At 60.5% G+C, this 19,524-nt stretch carries 10 protein-coding genes, 2 tRNA genes, 3 rRNA genes and 5 pseudogenes; 7 read left to right on the forward strand and 13 right to left on the reverse strand.

The window, feature by feature from the left end; translation table 11 throughout:
• Positions 1 to 114: 114 nt before the first annotated feature.
• Positions 115 to 717, reverse strand: coding sequence for an alpha-ketoglutarate-dependent dioxygenase AlkB family protein (locus OKW37_RS31810; RefSeq protein ID WP_090806179.1), 603 nt, complete (start codon positions 715 to 717; stop codon positions 115 to 117).
• Positions 718 to 857: 140 nt separating this feature from the next.
• Here OKW37_RS31810 and OKW37_RS31815 point away from each other — a divergent pair, with 140 nt between their 5' ends.
• Positions 858 to 1,442, forward strand: coding sequence for a malonic semialdehyde reductase (locus OKW37_RS31815; RefSeq protein WP_429403284.1), 585 nt, complete (start codon positions 858 to 860; stop codon positions 1,440 to 1,442).
• A 58-nt stretch (positions 1,443 to 1,500) separates the two neighbouring features.
• Here the strand turns inward: OKW37_RS31815 and OKW37_RS31820 are convergent, their stop codons facing one another.
• Positions 1,501 to 1,848 (reverse strand): hypothetical protein, encoded by a 348-nt coding sequence (locus tag OKW37_RS31820; RefSeq protein WP_090806184.1) that lies wholly within the window; start codon positions 1,846 to 1,848, stop codon positions 1,501 to 1,503.
• A gap of 392 nt (positions 1,849 to 2,240) precedes the next feature.
• Here OKW37_RS31820 and OKW37_RS31825 point away from each other — a divergent pair, with 392 nt between their 5' ends.
• The 3 genes from OKW37_RS31825 (at position 2,241) to OKW37_RS31835 (ending at position 5,005) form a co-directional block, all read left to right on the forward strand.
• On the forward strand, positions 2,241 to 3,404 hold the full coding sequence (locus OKW37_RS31825; protein ID WP_429403285.1) for a metallophosphoesterase: 1,164 nt from the start codon (positions 2,241 to 2,243) through the stop codon (positions 3,402 to 3,404).
• 476 nt (positions 3,405 to 3,880) lie between these two features.
• Positions 3,881 to 4,588 (forward strand): MgtC/SapB family protein, encoded by a 708-nt coding sequence (locus OKW37_RS31830; protein ID WP_090806188.1) that lies wholly within the window; start codon positions 3,881 to 3,883, stop codon positions 4,586 to 4,588.
• A 162-nt stretch (positions 4,589 to 4,750) separates the two neighbouring features.
• Entirely contained in the window at positions 4,751 to 5,005 is a 255-nt protein-coding gene (locus OKW37_RS31835; protein ID WP_184068294.1) for a GlsB/YeaQ/YmgE family stress response membrane protein, read from the forward strand.
• A 104-nt stretch (positions 5,006 to 5,109) separates the two neighbouring features.
• Here the strand turns inward: OKW37_RS31835 and OKW37_RS31840 are convergent, their stop codons facing one another.
• The 3 genes and pseudogenes from OKW37_RS31840 to OKW37_RS31850 all read right to left on the reverse strand — a co-directional run bounded on the left by OKW37_RS31840 (position 5,110) and on the right by OKW37_RS31850 (position 9,356).
• Positions 5,110 to 6,609, reverse strand: a complete 1,500-nt coding sequence (locus OKW37_RS31840; protein ID WP_429403286.1) for an acetyl-CoA hydrolase/transferase family protein — start codon at positions 6,607 to 6,609, stop codon at positions 5,110 to 5,112.
• Between the two features lie 177 nt (positions 6,610 to 6,786).
• On the reverse strand, positions 6,787 to 7,005 hold the full coding sequence (locus OKW37_RS31845) for a hypothetical protein (protein WP_090806192.1): 219 nt from the start codon (positions 7,003 to 7,005) through the stop codon (positions 6,787 to 6,789).
• A 138-nt stretch (positions 7,006 to 7,143) separates the two neighbouring features.
• A pseudogene (locus OKW37_RS31850) lies at positions 7,144 to 9,356 on the reverse strand (FUSC family protein).
• 199 nt (positions 9,357 to 9,555) lie between these two features.
• Here OKW37_RS31850 and OKW37_RS31855 point away from each other — a divergent pair.
• From OKW37_RS31855 to OKW37_RS31865, 3 genes and pseudogenes are all read left to right on the forward strand, one after another.
• Positions 9,556 to 10,200, forward strand: a pseudogene (locus OKW37_RS31855) (LysR family transcriptional regulator); the annotation flags it as partial.
• A 67-nt stretch (positions 10,201 to 10,267) separates the two neighbouring features.
• Positions 10,268 to 11,835 (forward strand): IS3 family transposase gene (locus tag OKW37_RS31860; protein ID WP_429402993.1). Its coding sequence is split into 2 segments (ribosomal slippage): positions 10,268 to 10,706 and positions 10,706 to 11,835, totalling 1,569 coding nucleotides; the frame shifts between segments, so codons are not numbered across the junction.
• Between the two features lie 31 nt (positions 11,836 to 11,866).
• Positions 11,867 to 12,235: pseudogene (locus OKW37_RS31865) on the forward strand (LysR substrate-binding domain-containing protein); the annotation flags it as partial.
• On the opposite strand, the pseudogene OKW37_RS31870 reads toward OKW37_RS31865, so the two are convergent.
• The 8 genes and pseudogenes from OKW37_RS31870 to OKW37_RS31905 all read right to left on the reverse strand — a co-directional run.
• Positions 12,224 to 12,703 (reverse strand): annotated as a pseudogene (locus OKW37_RS31870) (integrase core domain-containing protein); the annotation flags it as partial. The pseudogenes OKW37_RS31865 and OKW37_RS31870 sit on opposite strands and share 12 nt — an antisense overlap.
• A gap of 49 nt (positions 12,704 to 12,752) precedes the next feature.
• Positions 12,753 to 12,860: pseudogene (locus OKW37_RS31875) on the reverse strand (hypothetical protein); the annotation flags it as partial.
• Positions 12,861 to 13,078: 218 nt separating this feature from the next.
• Positions 13,079 to 13,192: ribosomal RNA gene (gene rrf, locus OKW37_RS31880) — 5S ribosomal RNA — on the reverse strand.
• Between the two features lie 227 nt (positions 13,193 to 13,419).
• Positions 13,420 to 16,301: ribosomal RNA gene (locus OKW37_RS31885) — 23S ribosomal RNA — on the reverse strand.
• A 346-nt stretch (positions 16,302 to 16,647) separates the two neighbouring features.
• Positions 16,648 to 16,723, reverse strand: a tRNA-Ala gene (locus OKW37_RS31890).
• 53 nt (positions 16,724 to 16,776) lie between these two features.
• A tRNA-Ile gene (locus OKW37_RS31895) sits at positions 16,777 to 16,853 on the reverse strand.
• Positions 16,854 to 16,927: 74 nt separating this feature from the next.
• Positions 16,928 to 18,460 (reverse strand): 16S ribosomal RNA (locus OKW37_RS31900).
• Together the 16S, 23S and 5S rRNA genes with 2 tRNA genes alongside form the textbook arrangement of a ribosomal RNA operon.
• A gap of 502 nt (positions 18,461 to 18,962) precedes the next feature.
• Complete coding sequence (locus OKW37_RS31905) at positions 18,963 to 19,523, reverse strand: phosphonate degradation HD-domain oxygenase (RefSeq protein WP_429403287.1); 561 nt, start codon at positions 19,521 to 19,523, stop codon at positions 18,963 to 18,965.
• Position 19,524 lies beyond the last annotated feature (1 nt).

A 19,524-nucleotide genomic window follows, 5' to 3' on the forward strand; every position in this document is an offset into this window, starting at 1 on the left:
CATGGATCGTGATGTAGCGTACTGTGCGAGGCGTTAACCGTCCAATCATATGATTCGCGCCCTCGATATCAATTTTGGTATGGCGCGTCGGTCAGAGCATTGCCGCTCGCTGCCTCAGGTCGGCGTCATTCTTGGCGTGACCCAGCGAAACGTCAGATTGATGCGCTCGCCGCTCACGCGCGGCTCCTTCGGCACCCGATGACGCCACTGCGCCTGGGTGTCGCCTTTCATCACGAGCAGGCTGCCGCCCTTCAGCGAGAACGATTGCACGACGCCGCTGCGGTTGTGCTGCAGATCGAACCTGCGCGCGACGCCGAGGCTCACCGACGCGATCACCGGTTGCTTGCCGAGTTCGGGCTCGCGGTCCGCGTGCCAGCCCATGCTGTCGGCGCCACTGCGGTAACGATTCAGCAGCACGCTGTTAAAACGCGCGCCGCTGGTCGCCTCGACGGCCGCCTTCAGTTCGGCGACGGCGGGCGTCCATGCTTGCGGCACGTTGCGAATGCCCGAGTACACGTACACCGCGTCCGGCTCGCCCTGCCAGGCGGTCAGACGCGGCAGTGCAACACGGCCGGCGGGCGTGCCCATCATGTCCTGGCGCCATTGCACTTCGTCGATCAGTCGGGCCAGCAGGCGTTCGGCGTCGGCCGCTGCGAGCCAGTCGGGATACCAGTCGACGTCGGGCGTCGGCAGGTCGTTGAATAAATCGGTGCTCATCGGAATGTCTTGATGCAAGCGGACAAGTCAAAACCCTGACTATTATGGCGACACCGGCTCACCCGCTGATTCACGCGCGTTGCTCTTTCATTCGACGCGGCTCTCCGCGTTCCCTCTGTTCTTTCGCACGGACCACTTCCATGACACTTTCGGATCAGGCGCTCGCGCAGCTCTTTCGCGACGCGCGTACGCACAATGGCTGGCAGAACAAGCCGATCGACGACGCCGTGCTGCGCGAGCTGATGGAGCTCGTACTGCTCGGCCCGACCTCGGCCAATTCGAGTCCGGGCCGCTTCGTGTTCGTCAGGACGCCGGAGGGCAAGGAGAAACTGCGCCCGGCGTTGTCGGCTGGCAATCTCGAGAAAACGATGGCCGCGCCCGTCACGGTGATCGTCGCCATGGACATCGCCTTCTACGAGTATCTGCCGAAACTGTTTCCCCATGCGGATGCGCGCAGCTGGTTCGTCGGCAACGAGCGGTTGATCGCGGACACGGCGTTTCGCAATTCGACGCTGCAAGGCGGGTATCTGATTCTCGCGGCGCGTGCGCTCGGTCTCGACACTGGGCCGATGTCGGGCTTCGATCAGGCCAAGGTCGACGAAGCGTTTTTTGCGGGCACGACGCTGAAGTCGAACTTCCTGATCAATCTTGGCCACGGCGATCCGTCAAAGCTGTTAGCGCGCAGCCCGCGTTTTTCGTTCGACGAAGCGGCGCGCATAGTGTGACGGGGCGTTGACGATGGATGGCGCTGCGGGTGCGCGCCACGCGCCGGATCGGATCGCGTCAGGTCAGCACCGCGATATAAAAGACCACCGTGCCGATCAGCGCGCCGATGAAGCAGAAGCCCTCCTCGGCTTCGTCGCCATTCGAGCGCAGCCACGCGCCGACCGCACCGAACAGGCCCGCGATGCCAAGCGCGACGCACACCATCACGACGTCGAACAGCGCGCTTTTGCCGAGTTCGGAGAAATCGATGTTGCGTACGCCGACGTAAAGCGCAATCGCCATCAGCGAGATGCCGACGAGCGGCAGCATCACGTGGCTGCCCTCGTGCCCGACATGATGCTCATGATGAACATGATGCACGTCGTGCGCGTGATGCCACAGGTGGCCCGATTTGAGCAGCTTCATGGTGTGCCTCCCCCCGCCCGATCTTTCCCGGCGACAGAACCAGTCATGGCCGAAGCGCCCTACGCTGCCCCGGCAACAAGCTGGCTTGTTTCCAGCATACTCCACGCATGAATACAATTCAAAGCCCATTTAATTCGCTTGCATAGGCATTGAATGCGTGGCGCGCGGCCCTGTAAGTACGTGCTGAGCACGGAATGCGCCTGCCCCGGCAAACACCTTTCGTGGCGCGTCCCGGCGGCTTCGGGGCCGGCGTGTCGTGCGGTGCGGGAGCACGAATTTTGCGGCTACGGCAAGGGACCGAACATGTCGGTAGAATGATTCGCCGCGTTCCGTCAACCGATCGCCGCCGCGCTATCGCTGCCCTTCGGCCCCTTCCCGCTCTGATCCTCTTTATGCGACGTTCATCGTTTCTTGTCCGCATCATCCTGATTGGCATCCTGCTGCATATCTATGTCGGCTTGCGCCTGATTCCCGACATGCCGATCGACGCGGCCGGCCGCGGGCTGTGCGTGCTGTGGCTCGTGCTGTCGATCTACCTGATCCCGGTCGGCATGATGGCGCGCGGCTTCAAGCGCCAGCCGCTCGGCGACCGTCTCGCGTGGGTGGGCCTGCTCGCGATGGGCTTCTTCTCGTCGCTGCTGGTACTGACGTTCGCGCGCGACCTCGTGCTGGCGTCGCTGCTGACGATCGACGCGATCTGGCCGAACACGCTCACGATCGCGCATTGGCGCACCGGCTCGGCGTCGGCGGTGCCGCTGCTCGCGCTGCTGTCGACGCTGATTGGCCTGTTCAACGCGCGCCGTCGCGCGCGCGTCGTCACGATCGACGTGCCGATCGACGATCTGCCTGCCGCGCTCGACGGCTTCACGATCGTGCAGATCAGTGACATCCACGTCGGCCCGACGATCAAGGGCCGCTATGTCGATGCGATCGTCGACGCGGTGAACCGGCTCAAGCCGGATCTGATCGCGGTGACGGGCGACGTCGTCGACGGCAGCGTGCCGCAGTTGAGCCGGCATACGCAGCCGCTGTCGCGGCTCGCCGCGCGGCACGGTGCGTTTCTCGTGACCGGCAATCACGAGTACTACTCCGGAGCGAACTCGTGGATCGCCGAATTCCGCCGGCTCGGCTTGCGGGTGCTGCTGAACGAACACGTGATCGTCGACCATGACGGCGCGCGCGCCGTCATCGCCGGCGTCACCGATTACTCGGCGGGTCATCACGACCCCGCGCATCGCAGCGACCCGGTCGCGGCGCTCGCCGGCGCGCCGGGCGACGTGCTGATCAGGGTGCTGCTCGCGCATCAGCCGCGTTCGGCCGAAGCGGCCGCGGCGGCCGGCTTTACGCTGCAGTTGTCGGGTCATACGCACGGCGGTCAGTTCTTTCCGTGGAATTTCTTTGTGCGCCTGCAACAGCCGTTCACGGCAGGCCTCGCGCGCCTGAACGGACTCTGGGTTTATACGAGTCGCGGTACGGGCTATTGGGGTCCGCCGAAACGACTCGGTGCGCCTTCGGAAATCACGCGCTTGAGACTCGTGCCGGGCGAACCGGATTGAACTCAACATTCGCAGTCCGGAGCAATTAATTACGGCCTGTCTACGATACGGCTGTAGCAAACCCACATGCGCACTCTCCGCCGATCGCGGCTTGACTGAACTTTGCGCCGCCCTCTAAAATTCGCGCAATTCTTTTAACCGGAATCACGATCTTGGACAGTAGCAGCTGTACCAGCCGAGTATCGATTTGCCCGCTCGCCTGAGCGGCAGGATTTCCGCGTCAGGTGTCCGCGTCGCCGTCCTGCCCTCGGGCTCGATGGCGCACGTCGCTCTCATTTCATTGTCATTCGCGTACTGTCGGTGAAGCGCAGCGTGGCTCGATGCCATGCCGATGCCGCACGCTTCCGGCCGCTGCACGCGTGTGCGCGCGTATTTCGTTCCACCCTCATGCGCTTAGCGTGCACGAGGTAGACGACCTGACGTTCCCACGCGTAGGCTTCACCCTGCGGCAGCGCGCACGCCAACCTTTCTGAACGATGACACTCGAATTCTTCCTGCGGCTTCTGACCGCTTTTGCTTGCGGCGTCGCGATTGGCCTCGAACGACAGATGCGCCAGCGCACTGCCGGCCTGCGCACGATCACGCTCGTGGCGAGCGGCGCGTGCCTGTTCGTCACGCTCGGCGTGCTGACCGGCAACGGCGTCAGCGGCGTCACGCAGATTGCCGCCTATGTGGTGTCCGGCGTCGGCTTTCTTGGCGGCGGCGTCATCATGCGCGACAAAGGCTCGATCCAGGGGATCAACACAGCGGCGACGCTGTGGTGCTCGGCGGCCGTCGGCGTATTGAGCGGCGCGGGACATTACGGACCGGCGCTCGCGGGCACCGCGGTCGTGCTGCTGGCCAACACCGCGCTGCGTGAAGTGAGCCGGATGATCAACTCGACGCCGGTTTCAAACGCCGACCTCGTGCGCGAGTACGTGTTGACGATCGTCTGCCGCGAAGCCGACGAGATCAACATTCGCGCCGCGATTTCCAACTCGATGTACTCGGCGCCGCTGTCGTTCCAGAGCCTCACGAGCGAGGATGTCGAGGACGAACCGGCGCGCATTCGCGTGACGGCGACGCTGACGATGCATCCGAAGGATCAATCGAAGCTCGAACAGATGGCGAGCCGCCTGAGCATGGAAAAGAGCGTGTCCAGCGTCAGTTGGACCGCGCGGGAAGCGGAGCCGACGCCCGAGTGAAGCGCGGCGCGTAAGTCTCCTTTGTTCGCGCGCATCGTCTACACTTAGCGGGCAGCAGATTCAGATAATGTTAATTCCGCGTCGTGAACGTGGACGGTCCCATAACCTTCGACTAAGCTCTGTCACTGTGATTTGTTCACACTCAACCAGGGAGTCTCGAATATGGAACACAGCATCATCGCATGGATCATCATCGGCGCAATCGCGGGCTGGCTCGCGGGTGTGCTGGTCAGGGGCGGCGGCTTCGGCCTGATCGTCGACATCATCGTCGGGATCATCGGCGCGTTCATCGGCGGGTGGCTCGCCGGCGTGCTGCATATCTCGCTTGGCGGCGGCTGGATCGGCTCGATCATCACCGCGTTGATCGGCGCGGTCATTCTGCTGTTTATTATCCGGCTCGTGCGACGAGGGTCCTGAGCACGGCATCCGACGTCATCAAGCGCCAGCGGGTTCGAATCGCTGGCGCTTTTTTATGGCCTGTTGCTTCTGCTTTTATCGCCGCGGTTGTCGCCGCCGCAGAATCAGGCCGGCAGCATCGACCCCGTATCGCGCAGCCGTGTATGCCATGCAAACGCCTGATCGAGGCAATGCGGCGTCTGCCCTCCCCAGAGCAACGCATCGCGGTAGTAGTCGCGCAACAGCTCGCGATACCGCGGATGTACGCAATGCTCGATGATCAGCGTCGCACGTTCGCGCGGCGCGAGGCCGCGCAGATCGGCGAGACCCTGCTCGGTGACGACGACGTCGACGTCGTGTTCGTTGTGATCGCAATGCGGCACCATCGGCACGATGCTCGAAATGCGGCCGTCCTTCGCGGTCGACTTGCTCGCGAACACCGCGCACGACGCATTGCGCGCAAAGTCGCCCGAGCCGCCGATGCCGTTCATCATATGCGTGCCGCCGACATGCGTCGAATTGACGTTGCCGTAGATATCGAATTCGAGCGCGGTATTGAGCGCGATCAGACCGAGCCGCCGAATCACCTCGGGATGGTTGCTGACTTCCTGCGGACGCAGCACGAGCCGGTCGCGATAGCGCTCGATATCGCCAAATACCTGCGCCTGCCGCGCGGCCGACAACGTGATCGACGCGCCGGACGCGAACGTGACCTTACCAGCGTCCATCAGATCGAACGTCGAATCCTGAAGGACTTCCGAATAAATTTCGAACACCTCGAAAGGCGAATCGACGAATCCTGCCAGCACCGCGTTGGCGATCGTACCGATGCCCGCCTGCAGCGGCGGCAACTGCTTCGGCATGCGGCCACGCGTGACTTCGTGCTGGAAAAATTCGATCAAATGAGCGGCGATCAACGCGGTTTCCCGATCCGCGGGCAAGACCGTGGACGGGCTGTCGGCCATGTCCGTCATCACGATCGCCGCGATTTTCTCGGGCGCAATCTCGATAGCGGGTGTGCCGACGCGATCCTGCGCGCGCACGATCGGCAGCGGCTCGCGATGCGGCCGGCGCCCCGGAATCCAGAGGTCGTGCAAGCCTTCGAGCCCGAGCGGCTGCGCAAGATTGATCTCGACGATGACCTTGTCCGCGAGAATCGCGAAGCTCGCCGAATTGCCGACCGACGTCGTCGGCACGATACCGCCGCTCTCCGTGATCGCGGCGGCTTCGATGATCGCGACATCGAGCTTGCCGAGCTGGTTCGCGCGCAGCATCTCGACGGTCTCGGACAGATGCTGATCGACGAACATCACTTCGCCGCGATTGATGGCGTCGCGCAGCGTCTTGTCTACCTGAAACGGCAGACGGCGCGCGAGCACATGCGCTTCGGTCAGCATGCGGTCAACGTCATGACCGAGCGAGGCGCCCGTCATCAACGTGATGCGCAGCGGCTCGCCCAGCCGGCGCGCACGCTCGGCGAGCGCGACCGGCACGGCCTTCGCGTCGCCCGCGCGCGTGAAGCCGCTTGCGCCAACCCGCATGCCGTCGTGAATCAGAAGCGCCGCGTCGGCGGCCGTGGTGATTTTTCCGCGCAGCGCGGCGCAGCGAATTCGGTCTTCGTACATGAAAGGGAGTCTCTCCAAAGTCGCCAGCTCCGTCTACTGGTGCGCACGTCTGCGGTGTGCTTCGCTCAATAGGCGGTTGCCGCACCCGCCGCGGCGTCTCGATCGGACGGCGTCGCGAGCAGGTGTTGGGTCGCGCGATAGGATCCGCGACAGGTGTTGCGCGTGAGGCAGCCGGACTTAGCTGCCGAAGTAGATGTTGCAGAAGCTCATCGGGCCGACACATTCATCAGCTTTCGCTTTCGGCGCTTCCACATGCTTGCGCGGGGCAACCTTATCGGTGCGCTGGCCATCCGCTTGCGCAACCTGCTGCTCCGGCGCGGCCGGCGCCGTCTGTGCATAGGCGGCGGCAGCGGTGGACAAAGAACAGGCAATCAGGACCATCTTCAACACTTTCATCTCGTTCTCCAGGACTTACGACTACTGCGACGAATACTGCGAGGCAGTGACGAAACTATATGACCGCCACCTACGCGAATAAACGGGGCATCCCGGAAGGGATCTTTCCATCTGGCAGAAAGATCCACGCAGCATTGCTCAGCGACGATTGAAGGGCGCGTCCTTGTCGAGCAACGCGCTGCGAATGAAGTGCAGACAGCTCAAGATACGTTGCAGATCGTGATGCCGGGCGCGCTCGGCGTGCACTGCCTGCAGCATGTCTTGCGCGAACCAGGTGGCCAAGCGCACGGCGACGAGTGCGCGTTCGAGCGACCGTGGACCTGGGCGTTCGAAGAGCCGGGCAAGATCGTCGCACGTGTGTTCGATCACGCTGCGCCAACGCGGCTGAAGGATGTCGGCATAATCGGCGCGTGCGGCTTCGTTGCGCAGATCGATGACGGCGTGACCTACTTCGATCGTTGCGAGCATCCAGCGAAGTGCGTCGCGCCGTCGTCGTGAACGGTGCGTCAACAGCACGCGCAGTTGCGAAGTCAGATCATGCGTGCCCGACTGGAAACGTTGGTTCAGACCCGGCAGCGCGTCCTTGCATGCCGACACCGTTTGCGCTCGCAGGTCGCCCATGATCCGGTCGATGAGCCAGCGCATATCGGCGGGAAAGACCACCGCGAAAACAACCGCTGCGAGCAGCATCGACGCGGTCAGCGCGATGCCGTTGTTGATCAGCAGATCGGGCACGTAGCTGACGACGTTGTCCGGCCCGGCCAGCAGACAGAAGAACACCGAAAAGCCGATGCCAAGCCCTGCCGCGCCGCGACGCGTCGCGATGAATGCGCCGAGCGCGAGCACCGGCGCGAGTACCGCGCAAAGCAGCGGGAAACCATCGATGTTCGGATACACGTAGCACATGAACACATAGCCGGCCAGCGTCGCGAGCACCGCGCCGATCGCCATCTGGATGGCCATTCTGGTGGCGCCTGGCGCGGTGGACGTCAACGCGCAGACCAGTGTTGCGCCAATCACGGCGAGACCGCCGCTCGGCCAGTTGGTCGCGATCCAGAACGCACCGGCGATTCCGATGACGACAGCCGAGCGCACGAATGTGAACAATACGGCGAAGTGGTTTGTGCGGCTTAAAGTCTGCTTGTGCGGTGGCTCTTAGTTGGGCTTGAGCTGCATCGTAGGCAGTACTGCCGGCTTGCTGTTTTGCGCCACAAGCATGCATAGGTTTGCGAATAGTTTATCCATTCGCCCACGAATCGATACAGCAATTCGGCTGCCGTGTCGAAGTCCGCAAGCGATTCCGTGGACGCGGCTTCGAGTGGCCGCCTGGTTTCGCGTACCCGGCGTGGCAAGCTCGCTCGAAAGGGGCGCAGATCGGCTGCTGCGTGCGATGCTTCGACGCCGGCTTCAGCTTGTGCTTCGAACAAGACTCCCAGTTCGTCGAGGTACGGACCGATGGCCGCGAGTATCGACACAGCGCGGCTGGCGCGCAACCGTTTGAGCAACTGATTCAGCGCATGCAGACGCGCACACGCATCCATGAATTCGCTATTCAGACGCGCCAGATGCGCACTGCGCGAGCGCATCGCCGGATCTTCGAATGTGACGAACGTGCGGGTTGCTTCGAAGCCAGCGATTTCGTCGACGAAATCCGCGAAACGCCGTTCGAACTGATTGCGCTCGAGCCCGCGTGCGAGCATGTCGACAGCAAACGCAGTAAAATTCGCGTACCTGATCTGAAGGTTACGTCGCAGCGCAAGGATCGAGCGCTGGGGCAGCAGCAACGCGCTGACCGCGCTCGAACACACGATGCCGACCGCCACTTCCGCGGCACGCGTGAGTGCGGCGAGGAACAGTCCCTGAGGCGTCGTCACGTTTGGAATGCCGATCAGCGCGGCGGTGTAACCCGCGAGCACAAAACCGTACCATCTGAAATGCCGATACCGGACCGCCGCAGCAATACAGGCGCTCACCCACACGATCATGCCGAGCATGTACAGTTCGGGCTGCTGAACGAACAGCCCGCCGAGCACGAGCGCGGCCACGGTCCCTACTGCCGTTCCGAGAATCCGGTAGAAGCTCTTCGCGAGCACCATGCCGCTGAACGGTTGCATCAACACAAAGACAGTGGTCATCGCAATGCGCGGCTGCGGCAGATCGAGCAGCATCGCGATGCCCAACGCCAGCAGACCGGCGGTGACCGTCTTCAGCAGATGCAGCCAGGTCAGACCGTCGCTGCTGGCCCAGTCGCACATGGCGCGATTGAGTTTGGCTCGGCTGAGGCGTCGCCGCATGACGCCGCGCGGACCGAAGAAATCCGCCGACGGTTCGATCGCATGATCGGGTTTCATCTGAAAACAGTGCACCCTACGTGGTCGCTGAGAGAGCCTCCGGACAGAATGGCCGACACCGGCAGGCGAGGCGCCGATTGTAGGAGTCCGCGATGTGTACATTAAGCCGATGGGTGCAGAACATCTGTTCCAGAACGGACAACAATAGTGTTCTGAGACTGACGGAAAATATGATCTTGATCATGAAACAGAAGGTTTGATGGACACGCTACAAAATATGCGAGTGTTTGTGCGCGTGGTTGAAGCCGGTAGCTTCACCGCGGCCGCGCAATCGCTCAATTCAACGACCGGCGCGATGTCTCGCGCGGTCTCGGAGCTTGAGGCACATCTGCGCACGCGCCTGCTGAATCGCTCGACGCGTCGGCTTGCGCTGACCACCGCCGGCGAGCGCTATCTGAAACGATCGCAGCAGATCCTCGCGGATGTCGATGTTGCGGAAGAAGAAGCCAGTTGCGCACACGAGCGACCAACCGGCGCACTGCGCATGCATAGCTTTGCGAGCATCGGCCAGCACTACGTCCTGCCGGCCATTTCGCGTTACCGCGAGCTTTATCCTGATGTGACCGTCGAGTTGACGCTATCGCAGCGCATGCCCGATCTGTTCGAGGGCAGCGCCGACGTGGCCGTGATCGGCGCATCGACGCTGCCGAATTCGGACCTCGTATCGTTTCCGCTGGGGACGACGTTCAGCATCCTGTGCGCATCGCCGGCCTACGTGCGGGCGCACGGCGCGCTGCAAGAACCGGCTGACCTTGCGCATCACGAATGTCTGATCCTGCATACGCCGGCGTTCCCGCCACATGAATGGACGCTCGACGGCCCGAACGGCAGTGAGTTGATGGAACCCCCCGCGTCACAATGGTTGTCGCCTGGATAAAATTGGAATCTGGGGGCGATAAAGAGAGAACAAGTTGGCGCGTTACGGAAAGACATTCAAGGACAGAGCAGTGGCGCGGTTGCTGCCGCCGGAGAGCGCATCAGTGGAAGAGGTTGCGCGAGAGATCGGTGTGGGCGCGCAGACGCTGGAGCGCTGGCGCAGTGATGCGCTGTCCATGCCCGCTCGCGAGCGGGCATGGACAGCGGCCGCGCGTTTCGAAGCGGTGTTGAGCACGGCAGCGATGGACGAGACGGCCCGCAATGCGTGGTGCCGCGAGCATGGCGTGTATCCGCAGGAACTGGCGCAGTGGCGGCAAGCGGCCACGCAGGCGCTGGCCGAGCCCGAAGAGGCCCGTGCGAGTCCACAGCAGACGAAGCAGGACCAGCGTCGCATCAAGGAACTGGAACGCGAACTGCGGCGCAAGGAGAAAGCACTGGCCGAGGCAGCCGCATTGCTGGTTCTTTCAAAAAAACTCGGGGCGATCTTCAACACGGACAAGGGCGAGGACGAATGATCGGCCTCGAAGATCGCCAGTTCCTGGCCCGGGAAATCGATTCGGCAAGACTGGCTGGCGCACGGTTGCGCCTGGCCTGCGAGGTGGCCGGAATCGACGTGCGTACCCTGCAGCGCTGGAGGGCCAATCAAGGGCTCGTCACTGGCGACGCCAGGCCCGGCGCGATGCGCCTGCTGCCCGCGCACACCTTGAGCCCGCAGGAGCGGGAAAACGTGCTGCGCGTAGCCAGCGAGCCGCGCTTTGCCGACATGCCACCGGCGCGCATCGTGCCGATGCTGGCTGACGAAGGCGTGTATATCGCCAGCGAATCGACCTTTGCACGCGTGCTGCGCGAGCATGGGCAGATGAGGCGCCGTGGCCGTGCCAGAACTCCTTCGAGCGGCCGGCCGCCGACCACGCACGTTGCAACCGCGCCGCGCCAGGTGTGGTGCTGGGACATGACCTATTTGCCGGCAACGGTCACAGGGCGATGGTTCCACCTGTACCTGATTCTGGACCTGTACAGCCGCAAGATTGTCGGCTGGGAGGTGCACGACAGCGACGCGGCCGAACACGCTGCTCATCTCGTACGTCGTACGGCGCTCTCCGAAGGCATTGCCGCCCTTGAGGCCCGGCCGGTGCTGCACGGCGATAACGGGGCGACGCTGAAGGCCACTACCGTGCTGGCGATGCTGCACTGGCTGGGCATCAAGCCGTCGTACTCGCGCCCCCGGGTCAGCGACGACAACGCCTATGCCGAGGCGCTGTTCCGAACCGCGAAGTACCGGCCGGAGTTTCCGGTCACAGGCTTCGAGGACCTGAACGCTGCTCGCACCTGGGCTGCCGGCTTCGTGCAGTGGTACAACTTCGAGCATCGTCATAGTGGCATCCACTACGTGACGCCTGCGCAGCGTCACGCCGGTGACGATCGTGCGCTTCTCGCCGCTCGGCATGCACTGTACGAGAGGGCCCGCGAGCGCAATCCGGCCCGCTGGTCGCGCCACACGCGCAACTGGACACCGGTTGGTGCCGTGACGCTTAACCCCGAACGCGACTCAGTCGTCGAGATGGCGTCGATCAGCGCAAATAAACAGCCTCTGGCTGCATGAGTGAGGCGACAACTTGCTTGACGCGCGCCGGGAAGTCGACGGCCCCGTGCATGTGAACATCGCCGAATCATTGATCGTGGCGATCCGCGAAGGCATGGGCATCGGCATGGTGCCGCTCTACGCGGCCATTTCCGGGTTGCGCGATGGCACGCTGGTGCGCGTGTTGCCGGAATATACGCTGCAAAAGACGACTGTTTATGCGCTCTATCCGTCGCGCAAATTCATCGATGCAAAGACGCGCACGTGGGTCGAATTCTTGCGCTCGCATCTGCCGAAGGTGATTGCGCGCGACGAAGCATTGCTTGCTGAGGTCGGGCAACTGGGGGGCGGAGATGACCCAGTGCAGCTGGTTGGAGTTGCCCCTGCAACTCAGGACACGCGGACACCGTTAGATCGATGAAATCGCGGCAGCACGCCTGAACTCACGCGGCGAGCGGTATTCCAAGGCTTTGTGCGGATGGCGCTCATTGTAGTGTTCAAATGCAACAGCCAGACTCGAGAGCGCCGCTGGCGCGTCAGGCTCGTCCATACAGGCGACGTAATTGTCGCTTCATGATCTTCACGAACGATTCGACCATGCCATTGCTCTGCGGAGAACGTGCCGGCGTTGTCAATGACTCCCGGGGTCAATTCGCGAGCGAAGCTGCGAGTGCGGTGGTCGACATAAGCCGAGCCGTTGTCCGTCAACCATTCGATGGACAGCGCGACCTGCCCGGTGCCGAATTGCTGCGCGACGGCGGCCAGCATCGCGTCGCGCACTACATCACCGCTATACCCGCCGGTCCCCGCCGCCCGGCCAATCGCCTCTCCGATCGCAGCAGTCGAGTGCAAACGTTACGCGCAACGGCGTGCCATCGTCGCACCGGAACATCTGTATCGCGATCAGCCTGCGCCACCCAGTTGTAGATGGTCTGTGCAGTCGGCTCGAACTCCTTTTCCAGTTCCTCCGGCCTGCGTCCGGCCTTCACCAGCTCGACCATTTGCGCCCGAAATTCCGCCGGGTACGGGGTACGATGCTTGCCCATAATCGGCACCTCCTTCTCCAAAGGATAGATGTCCGTTTTTCTGGATCAACTTCAGTATGTGCAAAAACGCGTCGATCAACAGGCTACTTTTGGCAATGGCTGGCAACGGCGTCCGACCACGCTTATTGTTCGTGCCCGGTCGAGCATGTTGCTGTTGATTTGGGCCGCATAAACGCAAAAACCCCACCGCGGCGGGTGGGGTTTCTGACTGGGGGGGAGCCTGACGATTACCTACTTTCACACGGGCAATCCGCACTATCATCGGCGTGGAGTCGTTTCACGGTCCTGTTCGGGATGGGAAGGGGTGGGGCCGACTCGCTATGGTCATCAGGCATGACGGGTTGCTGCGTCGCAGGGCTGGAGTCAACCGGTTGCGCCACAGCCAATCGGGAAGAAGCGTAAAGGATTCGAGTGGGGAGGGTTGTGTTGTTTCTGGCACAACACTGAATCCCAACCGGGCGTTTCTGTGAGCTCCCGCGGGAGTTCACACCAATCCCCTTCGGGGATCGGACCCGCGTAAGTGCTGAAGCACTACCGCGGGTCGAGACACACCTGTTATAGGATCAAGCCTTACGGGCAATTAGTATCAGTTAGCTCAGTACATTACTGTACGTGCACACCTGACCTATCAACGTCCTGGTCTTGAACGACCCTTCAAGGGGCTCGAAGCCCCGGGGATATCTCATCTTAAGGCAAGTTTCCCGCTTAGATGCTTTCAGCGGTTATCTCTTCCGAACATAGCTACCCGGCGATGCCACTGGCGTGACAACCGGTACACCAGAGGTTCGTCCACTCCGGTCCTCTCGTACTAGGAGCAGCCCCCTTCAAATATCCAGCGCCCACGGCAGATAGGGACCAAACTGTCTCACGACGTTTTAAACCCAGCTCACGTACCTCTTTAAATGGCGAACAGCCATACCCTTGGGACCGGCTACAGCCCCAGGATGAGATGAGCCGACATCGAGGTGCCAAACACCGCCGTCGATATGAACTCTTGGGCGGTATCAGCCTGTTATCCCCAGAGTACCTTTTATCCGTTGAGCGATGGCCCTTCCATACAGAACCACCGGATCACTATGACCTGCTTTCGCACCTGTTCGACTTGTCAGTCTCACAGTCAAGCACGCTTATGCCATTGCACTATCAGCACGATTTCCGACCGTACCTAGCGTACCTTCGTACTCCTCCGTTACACTTTGGGAGGAGACCGCCCCAGTCAAACTGCCTACCATGCACTGTCCCCGACCCGGATCACGGGCCAAGGTTAGAACCTCAAACAGATCAGGGTGGTATTTCAAGGACGGCTCCATTGAGACTGGCGTCCCAACTTCATAGCCTCCCACCTATCCTACACAGACCGGTTCAAAGTCCAATGCAAAGCTGCAGTAAAGGTTCATGGGGTCTTTCCGTCTAGCCGCGGGGAGATTGCATCATCACAAACACTTCAACTTCGCTGAGTCTCGGGAGGAGACAGTGTGGCCATCGTTACGCCATTCGTGCAGGTCGGAACTTACCCGACAAGGAATTTCGCTACCTTAGGACCGTTATAGTTACGGCCGCCGTTTACCGGGACTTCAATCAGGAGCTTGCACCCCATCATTTAATCTTCCGGCACCGGGCAGGCGTCACACCCTATACGTCCACTTTCGTGTTTGCAGAGTGCTGTGTTTTTATTAAACAGTCGCAGCCACCAGTTTATTGCAACCCTTTCACCCTTCTGGCGCAGGCCAGTCAGGCTATGAGGGCGTACCTTATCCCGAAGTTACGGTACCAATTTGCCGAGTTCCTTCTCCCGAGTTCTCTCAAGCGCCTTAGAATACTCATCTCGCCCACCTGTGTCGGTTTGCGGTACGGTCACTGTGAAACTGAAGCTTAGAGGCTTTTCCTGGAACCCCTTCCAGTTGCTTCGCCACCGAAGTGGCTCGCCTCGCACCCTTGAATTCTGCGCCCGGATTTGCCAAAGCGCCTTCTCCAATGCAAGGACCGGGACTTCCAACACCCGGACAACCTTCCGCGATCCGTCCCCCCATCGCATTTCACAATGGTGCAGAAATATTAATCTGCTTCCCATCAGCTACGCATTTCTGCCTCGCCTTAGGGGCCGACTCACCCTACGCCGATGAACGTTGCGTAGGAAACCTTGGGCTTACGGCGAGGGGGCCTTTCACCCCCTTTATCGCTACTCATGTCAGCATTCGCACTTCCGATACCTCCAGCACACTTTCCAGTGCACCTTCGCAGGCTTACGGAACGCTCTCCTACCATGCACATTACTGTGCATCCGCAGCTTCGGTATATGGCTTAGCCCCGTTACATCTTCCGCGCAGGACGACTCGATCAGTGAGCTATTACGCTTTCTTTAAAGGGTGGCTGCTTCTAAGCCAACCTCCTGACTGTTTTAGCCTTCCCACTTCGTTTCCCACTTAGCCATATTTGGGGACCTTAGCTGGCGGTCTGGGTTGTTTCCCTCTTGACACCGGACGTTAGCACCCGATGTCTGTCTCCCGTGATTGCACTCTTCGGTATTCGGAGTTTGCTATGGCGTAGTAATCCGCAATGGACCCCACAACCATGACAGTGCTCTACCCCCGAAGGTGAGACACGAGGCACTACCTAAATAGTTTTCGGAGAGAACCAGCTATTTCCAGGTTTGTTTAGCCTTTCACCCCTATCCACAGCTCATCCCCTAACTTTTCAACGTTAGTGGGTTCGGTCCTCCAGCACGTGTTACCGTGCCTTCAACCTGGCCATGGATAGATCACCTGGTTTCGGGTCTACACCCAGCGACTGGACGCCCTGTTCGGACTCGCTTTCGCTACGCCTGCCCTAATCGGTTAAGCTCGCCACTGAATGTAAGTCGCTGACCCATTATACAAAAGGTACGCCGTCACCCCTTCGCAGAGGCTCCGACTGTTTGTATGCATGCGGTTTCAGGATCTGTTTCACTCCCCTCCCGGGGTTCTTTTCGCCTTTCCCTCACGGTACTGGTTCACTATCGGTCGATCACGAGTATTTAGCCTTGGAGGATGGTCCCCCCATCTTCAGACAGGATTTCACGTGTCCCGCCCTACTTCTCGTACACCCAGTTCTTCCATGCTGTTTTCGTCTACAGGGCTATCACCTGCTATGGCCGCACTTTCCAGAGCGTTCGACTAACAATACAGATAACGTGTACCGGCTGATCCCATTTCGCTCGCCACTACTCTGGGAATCTCGGTTGATTTCTTTTCCTGCGGTTACTTAGATGTTTCAGTTCACCGCGTTCGCCTCACGCAGCCTATGGATTCAGCTACGGATACTCCATTAGGAGTGGGTTTCCCCATTCGGACATCTCCGGATCAATGCTCGTTTGCCAGCTCCCCGGAGCTTTTCGCAGGCTACCGCGTCCTTCATCGCCTGTGATCGCCAAGGCATCCACCACATGCACTTGTTCGCTTGACCCTATAACGGGTGTGTCTCTGTGTCGACCCACGTTAGCGCTTTAGCGCTTACGTGGGTCCCATCCCCGGAGGGGATAGACGCACTCGCTACAGGTTGAGTATTCGTGTTGCGCCGTATTCCAAAGCAATCTTTCGATCACCTTTAAAATACATCGATACAATCACAACCCTGATTCACCTACTCACACACCCATCTCCAGGTATGCTTTCGTGAATCTCTTTACTACTTCTTCCTGATTGTTAAAGAACGGCAGCCGGTATGAAGCCTGTGCCTCATACCGCTCTGACTGGCTCAATCGCCAATGCGCAACGCTCTGCCTTCATGCAGAACCCTGCGCATTGAGGATTGGTGGAGGATGACGGGATCGAACCGACGACCCCCTGCTTGCAAAGCAGGTGCTCTCCCAGCTGAGCTAATCCCCCAGTCCCACAGATAGTCCAGCGGCCCCAGCCCTTCAGCTCACCAGACAAGACCGTGGTGGGTCTGGATGGATTCGAACCATCGACCCCCGCCTTATCAAGACGGTGCTCTAACCGGCTGAGCTACAGACCCTGAGCCTGTCTGCGTTGCTTCTAACCACAGCCGATAAGCGTGAGCACTTGAGTGCAGGGAATGCACAGCTCTGGAAAGGAGGTGATCCAGCCGCACCTTCCGATACGGCTACCTTGTTACGACTTCACCCCAGTCATGAATCCTACCGTGGTGACCGTCCTCCTTGCGGTTAGACTAGCCACTTCTGGTAAAACCCACTCCCATGGTGTGACGGGCGGTGTGTACAAGACCCGGGAACGTATTCACCGCGGCATGCTGATCCGCGATTACTAGCGATTCCAGCTTCACGCACCCGAGTTGCAGAGTGCGATCCGGACTACGATCGGTTTTCTGGGATTGGCTCCACCTCGCGGCTTGGCAACCCTCTGTTCCGACCATTGTATGACGTGTGAAGCCCTACCCATAAGGGCCATGAGGACTTGACGTCATCCCCACCTTCCTCCGGTTTGTCACCGGCAGTCTCCCTGGAGTGCTCTTGCGTAGCAACTAGGGACAAGGGTTGCGCTCGTTGCGGGACTTAACCCAACATCTCACGACACGAGCTGACGACAGCCATGCAGCACCTGTGTTATGGCTCCCTTTCGGGCACTCCCGCCTCTCGGCAGGATTCCATACATGTCAAGGGTAGGTAAGGTTTTTCGCGTTGCATCGAATTAATCCACATCATCCACCGCTTGTGCGGGTCCCCGTCAATTCCTTTGAGTTTTAATCTTGCGACCGTACTCCCCAGGCGGTCAACTTCACGCGTTAGCTACGTTACCAAGCCAATGAAGGCCCGACAACCAGTTGACATCGTTTAGGGCGTGGACTACCAGGGTATCTAATCCTGTTTGCTCCCCACGCTTTCGTGCATGAGCGTCAGTATTGGCCCAGGGGGCTGCCTTCGCCATCGGTGTTCCTCCACATCTCTACGCATTTCACTGCTACACGTGGAATTCCACCCCCCTCTGCCATACTCCAGCGCTGCAGTCACCAATGCAGTTCCCAGGTTAAGCCCGGGGATTTCACATCGGTCTTACAGCACCGCCTGCGCACGCTTTACGCCCAGTAATTCCGATTAACGCTCGCACCCTACGTATTACCGCGGCTGCTGGCACGTAGTTAGCCGGTGCTTATTCTTCCGGTACCGTCATCCCTCACGGATATTAGCCACGAGGTTTTCTTTCCGGACAAAAGTGCTTTACAACCCGAAGGCCTTCTTCACACACGCGGCATTGCTGGATCAGGCTTGCGCCCATTGTCCAAAATTCCCCACTGCTGCCTCCCGTAGGAGTCTGGGCCGTGTCTCAGTCCCAGTGTGGCTGGTCGTCCTCTCAGACCAGCTACAGATCGTCGGCTTGGTAGGCCTTTACCCCACCAACTACCTAATCTGCCATCGGCCGCCCCTTGAGCGCGAGGTCCCGAAAGATCCCCCGCTTTCCTCTCCCGAGCGTATGCGGTATTAATCCGGCTTTCGCCGGGCTATCCCCCACTCCAGGACACGTTCCGATGTATTACTCACCCGTTCGCCACTCGCCACCAGACCGGAGTCCGTGCTGCCGTTCGACTTGCATGTGTAAGGCATGCCGCCAGCGTTCAATCTGAGCCAGGATCAAACTCTTCAGTTCAAACCTGTTACTGTGTTCGGGCTCTCTCGAACCCGGTCGCTCACTCAACGTACTGACGATGATTGATCCGTCTTTCGACAGACAAACCTTCCTCCAATACTGTGTGAGGCTTCTGATACTTCTGCCTGACAGCAGACTCCGGAGAATCCGCCGCCGCATCCCGCATCAAGCGCCCACACTTATCGACTGTTAGTTTTTAAAGATCGGTCCGCCAAACCCGCCGCGCCTGAACCACCACTACCCGGCACTGCCTCGTTTGCGTCGCTGCGTCTGCAGCAGAGAAGCGAGATTATGGAGAACTTCCGTCGGATCGTCAACAGGTTTTTATCACTCGCCTAACCTGCCCACGCCGCCGAAGCCCACGCCATCAAAGGCTTCCCGCTTCTCCGCACCCCGGCGTCCGGAGCGCGAAAGTGCGGAATTCTAGTCGCCGACATCGGGACTTGCAAGCGATATTTTGACCGCTCGGCGCGCAACCTACCGCGACCCAAAACACCTCGACTCACGCAGTCGCATGCGCGCGCATCGCCCGTTCGACCACGACCAGATAATGGTCAATCCCCGGCGTCGCGCGATCCTTCTCTTTCGCGCGATCGTCCCATCGGCGCAAACGCATCGCGTCTTCGGCGTACGGTTTCTGAATAAACGCCTGCGCCTCTTCCCTGCTGAAGACCCCGCCCTGCAATTGCAAGCTGCGCACCGAGTCGGCGGACAGCTGGCCAAAATAGGTAGCGTCGATCGCGCACAGGCAGCGCTTCGCGTCGACGTGCAGACGAATCGGCTCCACCACCGCATCCGACAACACCGGCCGCAAAAACGGCAAGGCGAAATACTGATGCAGATCGTCGACACCCCGTTCCGTCGGCGTCTCCCCTTGCAGGTTCAGCAGATGGCCGAGGTCGTGCAAGAACGCCGCGGCGACGAGTTCGTCGCTCGCGCCTTCCGCCTCGGCGAGCGCGCCGCTCTGCAACGCGTGCTCGAGCTGCGTCACCGGCTCGCCGCTATACGCGAGGCTGCCGTGTCGCTCGAAGAGCACACGGATATCGTCGAGACTCAATGCCACC

The sequence above is a fragment of the Paraburkholderia sp. MM5482-R2 genome (assembly GCF_050436125.1).
Taxonomy (GTDB): Bacteria; Pseudomonadota; Gammaproteobacteria; order Burkholderiales; family Burkholderiaceae; genus Paraburkholderia; species Paraburkholderia tuberum.

What these genes read in the sequence shown, in the direction of transcription:
- OKW37_RS31830 (WP_090806188.1), top strand. Translation starts at nt 3,881, where the DNA reads ATGACACTCGAATTCTTCCTGCGGCTTCTGACCGCTTTTGCTTGCGGC.
- OKW37_RS31825 (WP_429403285.1), top strand. Translation starts at nt 2,241, where the DNA reads ATGCGACGTTCATCGTTTCTTGTCCGCATCATCCTGATTGGCATCCTG.
- OKW37_RS31810 (WP_090806179.1), bottom strand. Translation starts at nt 717, where the DNA reads ATGAGCACCGATTTATTCAACGACCTGCCGACGCCCGACGTCGACTGG.
- OKW37_RS31840 (WP_429403286.1), bottom strand. Translation starts at nt 6,609, where the DNA reads ATGTACGAAGACCGAATTCGCTGCGCCGCGCTGCGCGGAAAAATCACC.
- OKW37_RS31845 (WP_090806192.1), bottom strand. Translation starts at nt 7,005, where the DNA reads ATGAAAGTGTTGAAGATGGTCCTGATTGCCTGTTCTTTGTCCACCGCT.
- OKW37_RS31835 (WP_184068294.1), top strand. Translation starts at nt 4,751, where the DNA reads ATGGAACACAGCATCATCGCATGGATCATCATCGGCGCAATCGCGGGC.
- OKW37_RS31815 (WP_429403284.1), top strand. Translation starts at nt 858, where the DNA reads ATGACACTTTCGGATCAGGCGCTCGCGCAGCTCTTTCGCGACGCGCGT.
- OKW37_RS31820 (WP_090806184.1), bottom strand. Translation starts at nt 1,848, where the DNA reads ATGAAGCTGCTCAAATCGGGCCACCTGTGGCATCACGCGCACGACGTG.